Here is a 15002-nt window from a genome sequence, read left to right on the forward strand (position 1 = left end):
GCTATTTTATTTCTTAATATCTAAATCTTCATAAAATTCCTGCTCTTTATAAGGGTGCTTAATATTAAATATTGATATCAGAATATTTTCAAAAATAGGACCCAGCCAAATTAACAGAAGCCCGGAAATCCCTAAAATAATAGATTCATTTTTCAAGGTTTGCATATTCTCCAACCAAAACAAGCTATGGAGTATAGAAGTGACAATCCGAAGGATCAATGTCCAGTTTTTACGCCAGGTAATGATTATTAAAGTATTTTGAAGAACTATAAGCACACCAAATACCAGGACATAATCATTCACAAACCAATCCAAAAATAGGTTTTCGAACACCGTTCTTTCAGTAGACAACCCGAAAATGGATTCTGAGAGCCACAAAAATCTATAGACGCAATAAAACAGTAATATCTGAATCAGACTGATTAGAAAACCAACAAAAACCCTCTTTTTTAACATGTGCTTCCAATTTGGCTTAAAAGATACAAAAAGGAAAGAAAGCAGCCATTTTTTTTTTAATTCTAAAGTTGGTGCAATCCAAAAATTCATCAAATATCACATCCATATATTTCTAAAAAAAACCGTTATATGAAATTAGCCTCTTGTGAATAAGACCATTAGTTACATCATTTATTGCTTACTTCCGTATCTAAAATAACGGAAAACAAATCCCCCAGGGGTATGAAAACCCATGTATAACTCTTAAATTGGGATACCAACTTTAATAATTATGGCAAAAACTATCATTGTATCCAATAGATTACCGATTAGAATAGAAAAAGAAGAGGAAGAACTAATTTATAAAACCAGTGAAGGCGGCCTGGCTACCGGCCTCGGTTCCATTTATAAAGAAAATGATAATATCTGGATTGGCTGGCCAGGTATTTCCCTGGAAAAGGAAGAGGAACAAGAGGTAGAGGAAGAACTCATCAATAGGAATATGCGCCCCGTATTTCTTTCAGAAAGTGAAGTACAGGAGTTCTATTTAGGGTTTAGCAACCAAACCTTATGGCCTGCTTTCCATTATTTCATTCATCATATGCGCTTTAAAGAGAAAGAATGGATAGCCTATATGCAAGCCAATCAGAAATTTGCAGATGCTATTTCTAAATGGCTTGAGCCTGATGATACTATTTGGGTACATGATTACCAATTAATGCTTGTTCCGGAATTGCTCAGAAACAAATTCCCTAATGTGACTATAGGATTCTTTCAACACATTCCTTTCCCTTCATATGAAGTTTTTAGAATGATCCCCTGGAGGAAAAAACTTTTAAATGGTCTTTTAGGAGCAGACTTTATAGGTTTTCATACTTATGATGATATGCGGCACTTTTTAAGTAGCTGCCATAGGCTGGCCGGCTATAGCTATAACAGAAATCAGATTCTTGTGAAAAACCGTCTGGTAGAAGTGGACTCCTTACCTATGGGGATTGATTATGACAAATATGCTGAATCGGCAGGAAGTCAACTTGCCAAAGCCAAGGAAATTAGTTACCGTGATTCCCTTGGTCCACAGGATTTAATTCTCTCCATGGACAGACTGGATTATTCCAAAGGAATTCCCGGCAGGTTAAGGGCTTTTGAAAAATTCCTGGGAGAATACCCTGAATATCAGGGAAGGGTCTCCATGTTTTTGATAGTGGTTCCTTCTCGCGATAAAGTACCTAGCTATAAAGAGCTTAAGGAAGAAGTAGAATTTCTGGTGGGCCACATCAATGGAAAGTATGGCACCATTAATTATGTACCTATTCATTTTTATTACAGGAGTTTCCCTCTTGATGATTTATCGGCTTTTTACAGAATGTGCAAAATCGCTATGATTACTCCCAACAGAGACGGGATGAACCTTGTCTCCAAAGAATACATTGCCTCTCGTGAAAATGTGGATGGCGTGCTCATATTGAGTGAGATGGCAGGTGCCTCCAAAGAGCTTTCTGATGCCTTGCTGGTAAACCCTAATGACGAAGCACAGATGGTGCTTTCCATAAAGACTGCATTGGAAATGCCTCTGTCGGAGCAGAAAAGGAGAATGAGCAGTATGCAAAAAACAGTACAAAAATACACCATTTTTCAATGGGTAGATTTGTTTATCAACAACCTCAAAGACCTGAAAAAACGACAATTAGCTATGGCCACTAAGAAGTTGAATAGTGGTTTGAAAGAAAAATTAGTTGAAGAATTTAAAAAGGCAAAAGAACCAATCATCTTTTTAGATTATGATGGCACATTGGTTCCATTCCATGAAGACCCGAATGATTGCGCACCAGATGAAGAGTTGACAGGGATTCTGAAGAAGCTTTCCAAAATAGCCCAATTGGTTATTATTAGTGGAAGAAAAGCAGGTAACCTTGATCTGTGGCTTTCCGATCTGGACATTGATTTGATTGCTGAACATGGTATAAAAGTAAAAAGAGCGGGTAAAGATTGGGAGGAAAATGAGAATCTGATTTCCAATGAATGGAAAACAGAAGCCAGAAGCATTATGGAGTTCTATATTCAGAGAACACCTGGGGCATTTTTAGAAGAGAAAGATCATACGTTGGTTTGGCACTACAGAAAAGTAGAAAAAGGTTTGGGAGATTTACGTTCAAGGGAATTGTCAAGTCATTTAAAGCATTTTATGACCAATAAAGACCTTAATGTGATAGATGGTGACCATGTAGTAGAAGTAAAGCCTTCTGCAATTAATAAAGGAAAGGCCTCACTCGAAAGAATTAAAGGACAGAATTATGACTACATCATGGTTTTTGGAGACGATCGTACGGATGAGGATACTTTTGAAGCCTTAACTGATAAAGCTCATACTATAAAAGTAGGAAGTGGATTTTCTTTTGCCAAGTTTGCCGTAGAAAACCATGAAGAAGTAAGAAGTTTACTACAGGATATGATTGATGCGAAATAGTAGTTAGCAATTGGGGCTTTTATTTCATAAATACATTCCACCATTCCTGGAAACAAATAAGTGCCCAAACATGCGCATGGCTGTCACCCGGATCGGATGAAAAAAGCTTTCTCTTAAGTTTTTCAACACCTTCCACATCAAAAATGGCTTGGGACTCAATAAAGTCCTGGCTGAGCCATTTATTATTGATATCTCCTTTTAACTGGTTTTGCAACCAACTTAAAAGCGGTACTTCAAATCCATGCTTGGGCCTATTGTAAATTTTGGCTGGTAATTTATCACGGAATGTATCTTGTAATATTCTCTTTTTCATACTGCCATTCACCTTAAATCCTTCAGGAAGGCTATTGGCAAAAGCCACCAGTTCATGATCCAGAAAAGGCACACGTACTTCCAAAGCATGCGCCATGCTCATCAAGTCCACTTTTTGAAGCATATCTCCTTGTAGCACCAATTGCTGATCCAATTGTAAGGCCTGATTAATTGAGGGTTGGGTGATATGGTTAAGTGTGCCAGACTTCCATAAGTCAAAAGCTTCAAAATCTATCTCCTCCAACATATCATCAGATAAAATATCCGTTACTCCTCTGCCTGACTGTAAGCTTGCCAGTAACCAGACTTGTTCTGAAACATCTAATTTTGAGGCCTCCGCAAATTTACTTAATTGCCTGGCTTTATTAGCTAATGGATTATTTCGGGACTTAGGCAATAAATTCCATAGAAAGCCTAAAGACCCTGCCAATTTTTCTTTTAAGCCGGGATGCCATAAACGGTATAAAGCAGCATGTTTATTGTATCCGCCAAATAGTTCATCTGCTCCATCACCTGACAATGCAACTGTCACCTTTTCTTTTGTCAGCTGACTAAGGGCATAAACAGGCAGGGCAGAACTGTCAGCAAAAGGCTCTGAAAATTGCCTGAGCATTTTAGGTAAATAAGTGTATAAATCATCCAGACTAAGTTGAAAAACCTGATGCTCTGAGCCTATATGTTTGGCTACAGCATTGGCATATTCTGTTTCGTCAAAGTAAGAATGACCTTTATAGCCTATGGAGAAAGTATGAAGATGGTTGGTTTTTTCTGCAACCAGTGCCGATATAATGGAAGAATCCACTCCTCCACTTAAAAATGTACCTAAGGGGACATCAGCCACCAATCTGCGTTCTACAGACTGATTCATCAGTAACCTCAGCTTTTCCTGAGCTTCATTATAAGTGCCGCTAAATTGTTGCCCAAAAGTATCTTTCAGCTGGTACCAATTGTTAATCTCTACCGATTTCTTTTTTACTACAGCATATTGGCCAGGCATTAACTTTTTAACACCTTTCACCATGCTCATGGGAGCAGGCAAGTAGTTTAATTGTAAATAGGTAAACAAGGCATTGGCATCTACTTTTTTTTCAATCCCAAATTTCATTATTGCTTTTAACTCGCTACCGAAAATGAAACGATCTTCATCCTTAAAATAATAAAGAGGTTTAATACCATAGCGATCCCTTGCCAGGAGGATTTCCTGTTTTTGCACATCATAAAAGGCAAAAGCAAAAAATCCATTGAGTTGAGGGAGTGCATCTGCCCCATGATGAATAAGCATCTGTAGCAATACTTCAGTATCACTTTCAGTTTGGAAAGTTACTCCCCGGGAAGTGAGATCTTGCCTGAGTTGCTTGTAATTGTATATTTCCCCATTAAAAACAATTTGATACCTGCCATCATGAGCGGACATAGGTTGGTTTCCTGCAGAGGAAAGATCTATAACGGATAGGCGTCTGTGTCCCAACCCCACAAATTCATCTACATAAATATTTTGATGATCAGGTCCACGATGGCTTAACTCTTCAGTAGCCAAAGATAAATTGGGGAGATTAAACCTTCCGATCTCATTAAAAGCAAATATTCCTGTTATGCCGCACATGCCGCGAAGATAATGAAATTCTGCTGAGATAGTTATAATTATTCATTCAACCAAAGTGAAGTATCCGCTCCTAAGCTGTGTAACCACTGTCTGTAATAGTACCTGTATTTCGATTGCAGCTCAATATATTTCAACCGCGCATCAACAAGGCTCATCTGACGGTAATTGATAAGGAAAATACTACTTTCACCCATCTCAAATTTTCTTAATTCCGCAGTAAGCAATTGTTCATATTGCCTTACTACTTGTTGATACGTTTCCAATTGAGTGCTTATATTTTGAAAAGTATTTTCATACTGCCGGGCTTTATTCAATATTTCCAGGCGTTTTTGTTGCACTTGCAAGTTGGCATTTTCAAATTTTAGCTCATTCAACCTCAAAGCACCTCTTTCTGAACGTAATAAAAGAGGAACACTAAAAGTGAGTCCCCAATTATAATTATCCAATCCTGCCACTTCACTTATATCATTGGCAGGATTTTGCAGGACATTATATTCCAGGTCTAATTTAGGTTTTAATTTTTCTCTTTTCAGCCTGCTATCTATCCGAATCATCTGCATTTTGAATTCGTAAGATCTTATCTCCGGATGATCTTGCACAAAAATGGGAAGGGTAGCCCTTAAGCTATCAATTTGATCTTCGGAAATAGTATTAACGTCTGACGGATAAAAATCTCCTTCCTCTAAAGGATTGCGTTCATCTCCCCAGAGGAAAGTGTACAAATTTAACCTTGCCGTTTCCAAATCATTATCTAACTGCTGATTTTGAATGGATAAGTTTTGTAGCTGGATAGAAGCTTCCAGTGTATCCACCGCGGGTTTATCTCCTTGCCTAAAAGCTATTTTGAAATTCTGAAAATTATCTGCAGCCAATTCTATGGCCTCCTCCACAACAATTTTCTGATATTTGTACTGCACCCATTGCCAATAATTTCGACTGGCTTGTAACATGACATCAATCAATAAAAGCCTTGCCTCATTTTCAAAATTTTGTCTTTCAATAAATGCTTGCTGAAGTGCGGCCCTGCGCTCATCTATTATTAATCCTTGAAGTACAGGTACAGAAACACCTGCATACCATAAGCCTTGAGGAGGAAGTGTTCTTTCCCGGCTAATATATTCACCTTCATTCCAATCGTACCCAGCCTGTACTTTAATTCCAGTACGGGTGGGCAAGGTAATACCTGAGTTGCTGTAAAGGTAATAATTAGTGCCATTGTAAAATTTCTGCTTATTCTTAGAGAATAAATAGGGATCAAATCCTCCCCTGGCCTGAAGTACAGCAAATTCTCCCATTTCCATTAAGTTCTGGGCCTGTTGAGCCATAGGGTGATTTTCCAAAACCAAGCGAAGGAATTGTTCCTCCGTTAGTTCCCCGGAAAGTTCCTGGGCCCGGGCTTTCTGATTACCTATAAAAATTATGGCACATAAGATAAGACAAAAGAAATTTCTCATTTTTTTTCCTTTCCTTTCTCTTCATATACTACATTATTATCCTCATTCTCAGGATTATAATAATTAGGTGGAAAGCCATTAATTTGTCTCCAGATCTCATACCATATTGGCACATCATGCAATAATGCCAGGGTATTGGCTCCGCCTCCTACTCTAATTGCCTCAGGCCACTCCGGTTCTTCAGGATCTTGTTTTACCAACAGCCTGTACATCCCATTATCACTGATAAACCTATCTATAGCAACTACCTCTCCGCCAAATGTTCCATAAGAAATGTTGGGCCAGCCAGAAAATACAATAGTAGGCCAGCCATCAAAAATTATTCTTACATCATTTCCAACATGCATAAGGGGTAAATTCATTGGCTTCACATACATCTCCACAGCATACTCAATATTATCAGGCATTAATGTAATTAATGGTTCTCCTGCTTTTATGTTTTCCCCAATTCCCGTACTTACCGCTTCAGTTATATAACCATCCTGAGGAGCTGTCACATAATAATAACCTGCCCTTACCTGGTAATTTGTCAACTGATTCTCAATTTTCACTACTTCCATTCTGGCATCCTGAAGGTTAGAGCGCGTGCTAAATTGCTCTGAATATGCTTTTTGTAATTTATCAGTATATTCATTGTATACGGAATTAAGTTCTATCTGCGCATTCAGAAATTGGTTTTGACTACTTAAAAGCTTGCTTTCAGCACTGATTTTTTTTGCCAATGCTTCCTGTAACTTTAGCCTCCTGCTTTCCAGATCCGTAAGGGATTTCAAACCCTCTTCATATAATTCTTCCTGCCTTTCAAGCTGTCGTTGAGCTATTTCAAGGTTAGTTATTGCAGCCTGATAGTCAATACTGTCTGCCTGAATTTTTAATTCAGCCTGCCTTAAATAGTTTCTTGCTTGCTCTTGTTTGAGTCTTCTATTCTGTTCAATAGCCTTTATTTGGTTGTCCAATGCTTTTATTTTGTCTTCATAAAAATCAAGCGATTGACGTTTTGCTGCTAATTGCTCCTGCGTACGTTCAATTAAACGCGGATCAAAATAAGATTCCTTTGTTTCAGAAATAAACAATAAACTATCTCCCTTTTTCACCTTTTGTCCTTCCTGAACAAACCATTCCTCTATTCTTCCATCAATTAATGAATTTAACTCTTGTGGCCTGTGGGAGGGAGATAAAGCAGTTACTTTCCCTTTACTTCTCACATTCTGGGTCCATGGAAGAAAGGAAATAAAGATAAAACTGACGAAAAGTGCTACTAACAAACGTTTCAACAATTTGTCAGGTTCGGTATCATCAAAAAGGCCAAATGAACGAAAGTCTTTCTCTTTAACTTTATTCCTAATAGAATATGGGCTGATATTAAGCATTTTTACTTAAAGCTATTTCTTGAAACCAATTATGATTTTTAGCATCCAAACCTGGGATATCATATAACAATTTACCCTTCTCCATTCCTATTACACGATCACATTTTTCTATCACATCCATATTATTACTTACTAATACAACTGTTTTCTTACTGTTTGTAAGATATTTGACAAAATCTAATTTCTCTTTATACGAAACCATACCAAATGCATCTTCCCAAAGTATAAGGGATTTATTACCTAAAATCCCTCTAGCCCATAACAACTGTTGTTTAGCTCTTTTGGGCAAGGTTTTATCACCAGGAAACAATATTTTCTGAAAACCTGAGGGTTCTGATTCCAGGTACTCGCTCAATCCGGTAACTTCACATGCTTCCTGTAATTCATCGAAAGAAATTGATTCAACCCCCATACTTAAGTTTTCTGCTACAGTACCGTGAAAAATTCCTTCCGTTGACATACAATCACCTATTTTTTTACGCAATTGCGTTAAATTGATATCTTGTAATGGAACCCCATTAAATGATATATTTCCCTCATAAAAATCAAACCACCCTGCCAATAATTGAAGTATAATAGTTTTACCTGCATTGGAAGTACCGGTAAGGCAAATTTTCTCTCCCGGTTTTATATCAAGAGTAATATTATTAAGAAATTTATGCGTAGAACCATTCTGAGCCAAAGTTAAATTCTTTAATTTCACCTCTATCCCTTCTTCATCTACTTTAAAATCCCTATACCCAGTTGCCATATCTTCTAAAGGCAAATCGGTCACTACTGCCAACTTATCGACTGAGGTAAGGATATCATAAATTGATTCTAGCGTAAAGATCATTTTCTCCACAGAATTAATGATAAGAATGATGATGATTTCAGCAGCCACAAACTGACCAATATTCATTTGTTGCTGAAAAACCAACAGACCTCCAATCAGAAGCAAACCTGCGGTGACTACTGCTTTAAATATGATAAGCAGGTTATATTGATTTTTTAACACATTAAAGTGAGAACGTCTGGCTTTAATGTAGGCTTCGGTATTCTCATCATTCTTCTCCAAAGGCAATTTTGAATCCGATGCCATTTTGAAGGTTTCTACATTTCGGGCCAACTCCTCCAGCCAATGAGCGGTAGCATATTTGTGGTGTGATTCAATAATACTTGTTTCAAGTCCTTTGGGAAAAGTAAACCGAACAATTAGAAATATGAGTATCACTAAAAATATAGAGAACAATATAAAGAAAGGGTGGTAAAAAGAAATAAGCAATAAGCCAAAAACAATCTGGAAGAAGGCAGTTGTAAAATCAATTAGAATCTTTGATAAGCCTTTTTGTATGGAGGCAGTATCAAAAAAGCGATTAATTAATTCCGGCAAATAGGTTCCTTTTATCTGGTCCAGTTTGAATTTTGGTATTCTGTAGGCAAATTCAAAAGAAGCACGTGTAAAAATCTTTTGTTGCAAAATTTCATTTATGGATAACTGCCTGACTTGCAAGAACCCAAAAACAATTACTCCGATAATGACTAATGCAACTAGTACTATCCAGGAGGTGCTTACTTGTCCACCTAAAATAAGGTTGATGATAGCCTGAATGCCAAGCGGCAAAGTAAGGCTAACTAATCCAGCGAAAATTGCATAGATATAGATAGTTAATACAAGCTTCTTTTCAGGCTTTAGTAAAGCAATAAATCTTTTTAACGGATGAATGGATGTTTCTGAAGCCATTATTTACCTTGTTGTTTCAAATTGTTATATATAATGTGAAAAAAAATATCTGCCAATTGATCGGAGTCCTTACTTACATCTGATAATGATGGCAAATGCCGGGCAAAATAATATTGATGTAATATACCTTCAATACAGGTAGAGACCAAAGTATGGGCGTGAGGATAATTGGGATCAATTTCGTGAACTATCTTAACAAGCCTTTTAACCACTGTTTTAAATGCCAGAAAAAAACCAGCTTTGTTTTCCTCATCAACTTCTTTAATTAAATAAGCTTTAGATGATTCGGAAATAACAATATTAATTAAACTTCGAAGCGAAAAAGAGATGTTTTCTCTTTCCGCTTTCTCGTTTTTAATAGGCTGACATATTATTTCAATTGCCTTTTTTAATTTAGAAGAAGAAGGCTCAATATTATTAGTGCCAAAAACTATTTTGTATTCAAGCCAGGCCCAATACCAGTTATAAAAATAAAGAAGTAGCTTATGTTTACTTTCAAAATACCGATAAATGGAGCTTTCCGTAGTCTTTAATTCTTTTGCTAATTTACGAAACGTAAAATGCTCCATACCCAACTCATCAATCATCGTTAAAGATGTTGAAAGTATTTTTCTACCTAAATCTGATGATTCAGGGTCTTTTAGATAGATAAGGGGGTTCACTTCAATTTTAATCGAAGATAATAAATCGCTCATTTTAAAAGTATTTCCTTCTTAATTAAAAGTAATACTATCAAAAACGATAATCCTTAAGAATTGTTCATTTTTATTTTAAAAAATTTTATCAGGGTTAAGAATACCATTGGGATCAAACACTTTTTTAATACCTCTCATCAAATTAAGATTTACATCACCCAGAGCCATTTGCATATAAGGTCTTTTAGCAATGCCTATTCCATGCTCCCCGGAAAGCGTACCTCCCAATGCTACTACTTCTTCAAAAATCTCACGTATGCCTTCATTTACTTCATTATTCCAGTAAGCATCACTCAGGTTTTCTTTCATGATATTGATATGAAGATTACCATCCCCTGCATGACCATAGCATACTGAATTAAATCCGTATTTAGCACCTACTTCTTTTATAAAAACTATTAATGCTGGCAAGTTTCCACGAGGTACCACTACATCCTCTGCCTTAGTAAGAGAATAGGCATTAACAGCCGGACTTACATTGCGCCTTAGTTTCCAAAGCTCATCCTTACGTGATTGGTTATCTGCAAATAAAATTTCCCCTGTATCAAAATCTTCCAAAACATTCAGGATCACTTCCGCTTCATTCATTAAAACTTCATCATCATTTCCATCGAGCTCAATGAGTAAATGTGCTTTAATGTTATCAGGCAATTCAATATTCACCTTCTGTCCCATATGTTCCAAAAGATATTTTTGAGTTTTCTCGATGGCATCCCTTTCCATAAATTCCATTCCTGAAGGAGATACTCCTGCTTTAAAGATGGCGGCTATAGCCCTGCAAGCTTCTTCATTACTGGTAAATGGTGCCAGAAGTGTTACATCTTTCTTGGGAAAAGGCCTTAATTTAAAAACTATTTTAGTCACAATGCCCAAAGTACCTTCGCTGCCACACATTAACTGAGTAAGGTTATAACCTGTACTATTCTTTAGTACATTGGCACCTGTCCAGATAATCTCCCCGCTTGGCAAAACCACTTCCATATTGATTACATAATCCCGGGTAACGCCATACTTTACAGCTTTAGGACCGCCAGCATTTTCAGCCAGATTTCCACCTAAGAAACAGGTACCTTTGCTGGATGGATCAGGCGGATAAAATAATCCTTTTTCCTTTACTGCATTCTGGAAAACCTCAGTAATTACACCAGGCTCTACAGTGGCTTGCAGGTTTAATTCATCAATGGACAGTATGTTATTAAAACGCTCCATACTGATTACTACTCCATTTTTAGTAGGCAAAGCACCTCCGCTCAATCCTGTGCCTCCTCCACGTGGAGTAACCGGAATTAAGTGTTCATTACATTTTTTTAATATGTTGCTGATTTGTTCAGGAGTATGTGGTTTAACCACCAAATCTGGCATAAAAGAATAGTCTTCCGTCTCATCATGACCATACTTTAATTTGTCTACGTCCAATAAAAAGGCATTTTCTTTACCTACAATACTGGCTATTTCTTCAAAAATGCTTTGATTTGTAACAGATTCCATTTGAATGCTTCGTTAATTGATGATGACACAACACAAAAGTAGTAAATTATATTTCTTTCAATTATTAATTACAATTTTAGTACTCACCACCCTATCAAGTTGTATAACAAGCAAAAAAGCTAAAATCAGGGAGAGGAAATTAGACACTATAATTGCTACTTCAAGATCGTATATAGGTACGCCCTACAAGTGGGGAGGGGTCAACCGATCAGGAATGGATTGTTCGGGCTTGCTTTATGTGAGTTTTAAATCAGCAGGGATGACAATTCCTCGCACATCAGCCGAACAAAGTAAAACCGGTGGCAAGGTAAAATTCAGAAAGTTAAAAAAAGGTGACCTGGTTTTCTTTGCCATGGGTAAAAGAAGAAGGAAAATCACCCATGTGGGCTTAGTAACTGAAGTAAGAAGCAAAAATGATGTACGATTTATCCATGCTTCTTCCAGCCTGGGAGTAATTGAAACAAATATTTATACTGATTATTACACAAAAAAATTCAGGAAAGCCCGTAGATATTTTTAAGATTGGTTTTTTTTCATAGATTTGCATGCCCAATTACCGGGGCATTAGCTCAGCTGGCTAGAGCGCTTCGCTGGCAGTGAAGAGGTCATCGGTTCGACTCCGATATGCTCCACAAAGCCACCCAAACAGGGTGGCTTTTTTTGTTTCATATTTCTTTACGGCAATACTTTACCGATTTTGTAATTTAAAAGGTGTGTAGGGTGCTTTATTCATAAAACCAGCAATCTATTGCCGGAAATTTATTTTACTTGTTCACAAAAGCAGGGTGTTCACGTTACGTGAACAAATAAAATATGTGAACAAACTATTAAATCATAGCTCATAAAAAAACCCTGACAGTTTTCACTATCAGGGTTTGAATCTTGCAGAGGAGGAGGGATTCGAACCCCCGGTACCTCGCGGTACATTGGTTTTCAAGACCAACGCGATCGACCACTCTGCCACTCCTCTATAATCAAAATCCGGAATCCTTTCCCGAATTGGAATGCAAATGTAGGCGAAATTTATTTCAGTGCAAATAAAAAGCGCAAAAAAAATATCACTTCAGTGGCTTTCCTTTTTTGGCATGGTCCAGACTCACATTTAACTCCAGTCCTACAATCAGGAAAAGAGAGAGGAATGAAAACCAGATCATAAGAGCTATTAAGGCCCCAATCGAGCCATATAACTTATTGTACGTTCCGAAATTATTAATGTAAAATGAGAATCCGAATGAAGCTGCCAAACATAACAGAGTAGCTAAAATAGAACCGGGATTGAAAAAATGCCATTTTTCCTGTACTGCCGGAGCAATGTAGTATATTACTGAAATGGCAATCTGGAATAAGAAAAACACTACCAGAAACCTTAAAACAACAAATAAATATATCTCGAAGGAATCGTTAAAGAGCCCCCAACTCTCCAGGTAGTTTATAGCTAATTGTGCAACAATCAATAAAATAATGGAAGTGAACAATACAAATGCCAACAGAAATGTAAGGGATAGAGCCACCAATTTTGACCTGAGAAAACTACGCCTTTCTTTTGTTCGGTAAGTTCGGTTAAATGCATTGATCAAAGCTGTAGTACCGTTGGTTGCAAAGTACAAAGCAAAAATAAAACCCACTGAAAGCAATCCTCCCCTGGATTTTGACAGAATATCCTCTATGGTTGTTTCTGCTTCAGCATAAATGGAAGCCGGCATAGTGCTTTCCAACAATGTCATCACTTCTTCCGTAAGGTTCTCTATAGGCAGTTCCGGAATTAAGGTGAAGAGGAAAATAATGGCCGGGAAAATCGCCAGTGTAAAATGAAAAGCCACATTATTAGCTCTTTCAATAATGTTCTGATCCCTTAACTCTTCCCCGAAAATTTGAAACAATTTAAAATAAGATACGCCACTTGTCTTTAGCTTTTTTCTCTTCAGAAAGTGAATGAAGTCTCTTAGAAAAGGAATGGACAATATGATTCGTAAGTATTTATACTTCATCAAAAAAAGGATTTAGTACATCTGCCAAAAGTGGGGGGATTTGACAGGGTTTCCCGCTTGCCTTGTTCACAAACACAAGTACGGTGTAGCCTTTGTGTATCAATACCTCTTCTTTAAAAATCTCATAATGGTATTTGATCTTCACCCCGGGCTTTTCATGAATGCTTAACCTAATAAGAAGTTCATCGTCATACAAAGCAGGCCTGAAAAATTTAGAATGATTCTCAAAAACCGGCATGATTACACCCTCTTCCTCAATTTTCTTATAGGACAATCCATGGCTTCTAATGGATTCCACACGAGCAACTTCGTAGTAAGTAGAGTAGTTACCGTAATAGCAATAGCCCATCTGGTCTGTTTCAGCATATCGCACACGTAATTTATGTTCAAACAGATACATCTACCCTATTTATAAATTCTTGACTTGTTCAACTCATTTTGATATCTGGCTGCATTTTTATTATGTTCCCTCAAATTGGTAGCAAATGCATGGTAGCCGGAAAAATCTGGTTTTGCACAGAAATAAAGATACTTGTGATCTTCAGCATTTAACACAGCATCAATTGAGTTTATTTCAGGTAAGTTAATTGGCCCGGGAGGCAGCCCTCGGTGCTTATATAAATTATAAGGAGAATCAACCTCCTTATGAACATTCAGCACTCGCTTCATTGTAAAATCGCCAATGGCAAATACCAGAGATGGATCTGCCTGCAGGGCCATATTCCTTTCCAGTCTGTTAAGATAAACACCTGCAATCCTGGGTTTTTCATCTGATTTTATACTTTCAGCCTGCACAATAGAAGCCAAAATACTTACTTCTTTAGGAGTCAGTCCAAGTGCTTTTGCTTTTGCTTTTCTTTCTTCATTCCAGAATTTCTCATATTCTAAGTACATCCGGTCAAAAATCCCCTTTGCCGAAGTAGTGTAATACACTTCATATGTATTAGGAATAAACATGGTCATGATGTTATCACTCGTGAAGCCATATCTGTTTATCAGGGAATCATTTTCAAGCAACGCCAGAAATTCAGTGGAGTCCGCTCCTACATTATCTGTAATTTTGGCAGCAAGCTCCGATTTCAACCTCACATTGTTAAATGTAATTTGGGTTGGAATTTGATTTCCGGAACGTAAAAGACGGATAGCCTGAAGGTTGGTCATATCTTTTTCCAACAAATATAATCCGGGCTTCATGTTGTCCTGATAGCTCAATATTTTGGCAACAAAACTGAAAGATAGCATATCGTTGACTATTCCCCGATCATATACTTTATCTTGTAAATCTTTGAAAGACATGTCTTCCTCTATTATTATTACTTCATCACCTTTTTCAACCAAAATGTTCTCAGTAAAAAAAACCTGGTAAAAATAAAAAACAAAAGAAGTGATCAGGACTGAGGATACAATCACAAAGCCTACTAGGAATTTATTTTTATTCATAAATAATATTTTTTTTGATCCTTTGAA

At 37.1% G+C, this 15002-nt stretch carries 12 protein-coding genes and 2 tRNA genes; 3 read left to right on the forward strand and 11 right to left on the reverse strand.

Annotation, left to right across the window (positions count from 1 at the left end; translation table 11 throughout):
• Positions 1-6: 6 nt before the first annotated feature.
• Entirely contained in the window at positions 7-456 is a 450-nt protein-coding gene (locus tag JKA74_RS16905) for a hypothetical protein (protein WP_201432415.1), read from the reverse strand.
• A gap of 271 nt (positions 457-727) precedes the next feature.
• Between JKA74_RS16905 and JKA74_RS16910 the strand changes: the two genes are divergently transcribed.
• Positions 728-2902, forward strand: a complete 2175-nt coding sequence (locus JKA74_RS16910; RefSeq protein WP_201432416.1) for a bifunctional alpha,alpha-trehalose-phosphate synthase (UDP-forming)/trehalose-phosphatase — start codon at positions 728-730, stop codon at positions 2900-2902.
• Positions 2903-2921: 19 nt separating this feature from the next.
• Here JKA74_RS16910 and asnB read toward each other — a convergent pair whose 3' ends face one another.
• The 6 genes from asnB to JKA74_RS16940 all read right to left on the reverse strand — a co-directional run bounded on the left by asnB (position 2922) and on the right by JKA74_RS16940 (position 11547).
• A complete protein-coding gene (asnB, locus tag JKA74_RS16915; RefSeq protein WP_201432417.1) occupies positions 2922-4817 on the reverse strand; it encodes an asparagine synthase (glutamine-hydrolyzing) in 1896 nt (631 codons plus the stop codon).
• A 38-nt stretch (positions 4818-4855) separates the two neighbouring features.
• Positions 4856-6271: a TolC family protein gene (locus JKA74_RS16920; RefSeq protein ID WP_201432418.1), complete on the reverse strand. Its 1416-nt coding sequence runs from the start codon at positions 6269-6271 to the stop codon at positions 4856-4858.
• Positions 6268-7641, reverse strand: coding sequence for an HlyD family secretion protein (locus tag JKA74_RS16925; protein WP_201432419.1), 1374 nt, complete (start codon positions 7639-7641; stop codon positions 6268-6270). The genes JKA74_RS16920 and JKA74_RS16925 overlap by 4 nt, the downstream gene beginning before the upstream one ends.
• Positions 7634-9364, reverse strand: a complete 1731-nt coding sequence (locus JKA74_RS16930; RefSeq protein WP_201432420.1) for a peptidase domain-containing ABC transporter — start codon at positions 9362-9364, stop codon at positions 7634-7636. The genes JKA74_RS16925 and JKA74_RS16930 overlap by 8 nt, the downstream gene beginning before the upstream one ends.
• Positions 9364-10059, reverse strand: coding sequence for a TetR/AcrR family transcriptional regulator (locus JKA74_RS16935; RefSeq protein ID WP_201432421.1), 696 nt, complete (start codon positions 10057-10059; stop codon positions 9364-9366). The genes JKA74_RS16930 and JKA74_RS16935 overlap by 1 nt, the downstream gene beginning before the upstream one ends.
• A 75-nt stretch (positions 10060-10134) precedes the next feature.
• Positions 10135-11547 carry an FAD-binding oxidoreductase gene (locus JKA74_RS16940; protein ID WP_201432422.1) on the reverse strand — a complete coding sequence of 471 codons (1413 nt, stop codon included), beginning with the start codon at positions 11545-11547 and terminating at the stop codon, positions 10135-10137.
• A 19-nt stretch (positions 11548-11566) separates the two neighbouring features.
• Here JKA74_RS16940 and JKA74_RS16945 point away from each other — a divergent pair, with 19 nt between their 5' ends.
• Complete coding sequence (locus JKA74_RS16945; RefSeq protein WP_317193618.1) at positions 11567-12067, forward strand: C40 family peptidase; 501 nt, start codon at positions 11567-11569, stop codon at positions 12065-12067.
• Positions 12068-12105: 38 nt separating this feature from the next.
• Positions 12106-12179, forward strand: a tRNA-Ala gene (locus tag JKA74_RS16950).
• Positions 12180-12432: 253 nt separating this feature from the next.
• Here JKA74_RS16950 and JKA74_RS16955 read toward each other — a convergent pair.
• The 4 genes from JKA74_RS16955 to mltG all read right to left on the reverse strand — a co-directional run bounded on the left by JKA74_RS16955 (position 12433) and on the right by mltG (position 14975).
• Positions 12433-12517: transfer RNA gene (locus tag JKA74_RS16955), tRNA-Ser, on the reverse strand.
• Between the two features lie 88 nt (positions 12518-12605).
• On the reverse strand, positions 12606-13535 hold the full coding sequence (locus JKA74_RS16960; protein ID WP_201432423.1) for a YihY/virulence factor BrkB family protein: 930 nt from the start codon (positions 13533-13535) through the stop codon (positions 12606-12608).
• Positions 13525-13935, reverse strand: coding sequence for an acyl-CoA thioesterase (locus JKA74_RS16965; protein WP_201432424.1), 411 nt, complete (start codon positions 13933-13935; stop codon positions 13525-13527). Before JKA74_RS16965 ends, JKA74_RS16960 begins: the two co-directional genes overlap by 11 nt.
• Before the next feature lie 5 nt (positions 13936-13940).
• Positions 13941-14975, reverse strand: a complete 1035-nt coding sequence (gene mltG / locus JKA74_RS16970; protein ID WP_201432425.1) for an endolytic transglycosylase MltG — start codon at positions 14973-14975, stop codon at positions 13941-13943.
• Positions 14976-15002: the final 27 nt, after the last annotated feature.

It is taken from the genome of Marivirga aurantiaca, assembly GCF_016679925.1.
In the GTDB taxonomy this organism is placed as follows: Bacteria; Bacteroidota; Bacteroidia; order Cytophagales; family Cyclobacteriaceae; genus Marivirga; species Marivirga aurantiaca.

Bases quoted from the DNA above. Each gene is read 5' to 3' on its own strand.
- JKA74_RS16940 (WP_201432422.1), bottom strand. From the start codon at position 11,547: ATGGAATCTGTTACAAATCAAAGCATTTTTGAAGAAATAGCCAGTATT.
- JKA74_RS16965 (WP_201432424.1), bottom strand. From the start codon at position 13,935: ATGTATCTGTTTGAACATAAATTACGTGTGCGATATGCTGAAACAGAC.
- mltG (WP_201432425.1), bottom strand. From the start codon at position 14,975: ATGAATAAAAATAAATTCCTAGTAGGCTTTGTGATTGTATCCTCAGTC.
- JKA74_RS16905 (WP_201432415.1), bottom strand. From the start codon at position 456: ATGTTAAAAAAGAGGGTTTTTGTTGGTTTTCTAATCAGTCTGATTCAG.
- asnB (WP_201432417.1), bottom strand. From the start codon at position 4,817: ATGTGCGGCATAACAGGAATATTTGCTTTTAATGAGATCGGAAGGTTT.
- JKA74_RS16920 (WP_201432418.1), bottom strand. From the start codon at position 6,271: ATGAGAAATTTCTTTTGTCTTATCTTATGTGCCATAATTTTTATAGGT.
- JKA74_RS16910 (WP_201432416.1), top strand. From the start codon at position 728: ATGGCAAAAACTATCATTGTATCCAATAGATTACCGATTAGAATAGAA.
- JKA74_RS16945 (WP_317193618.1), top strand. From the start codon at position 11,567: ATGATGACACAACACAAAAGTAGTAAATTATATTTCTTTCAATTATTA.
- JKA74_RS16935 (WP_201432421.1), bottom strand. From the start codon at position 10,059: ATGAGCGATTTATTATCTTCGATTAAAATTGAAGTGAACCCCCTTATC.
- JKA74_RS16930 (WP_201432420.1), bottom strand. From the start codon at position 9,364: ATGGCTTCAGAAACATCCATTCATCCGTTAAAAAGATTTATTGCTTTA.
- JKA74_RS16960 (WP_201432423.1), bottom strand. From the start codon at position 13,535: ATGAAGTATAAATACTTACGAATCATATTGTCCATTCCTTTTCTAAGA.
- JKA74_RS16925 (WP_201432419.1), bottom strand. From the start codon at position 7,641: ATGCTTAATATCAGCCCATATTCTATTAGGAATAAAGTTAAAGAGAAA.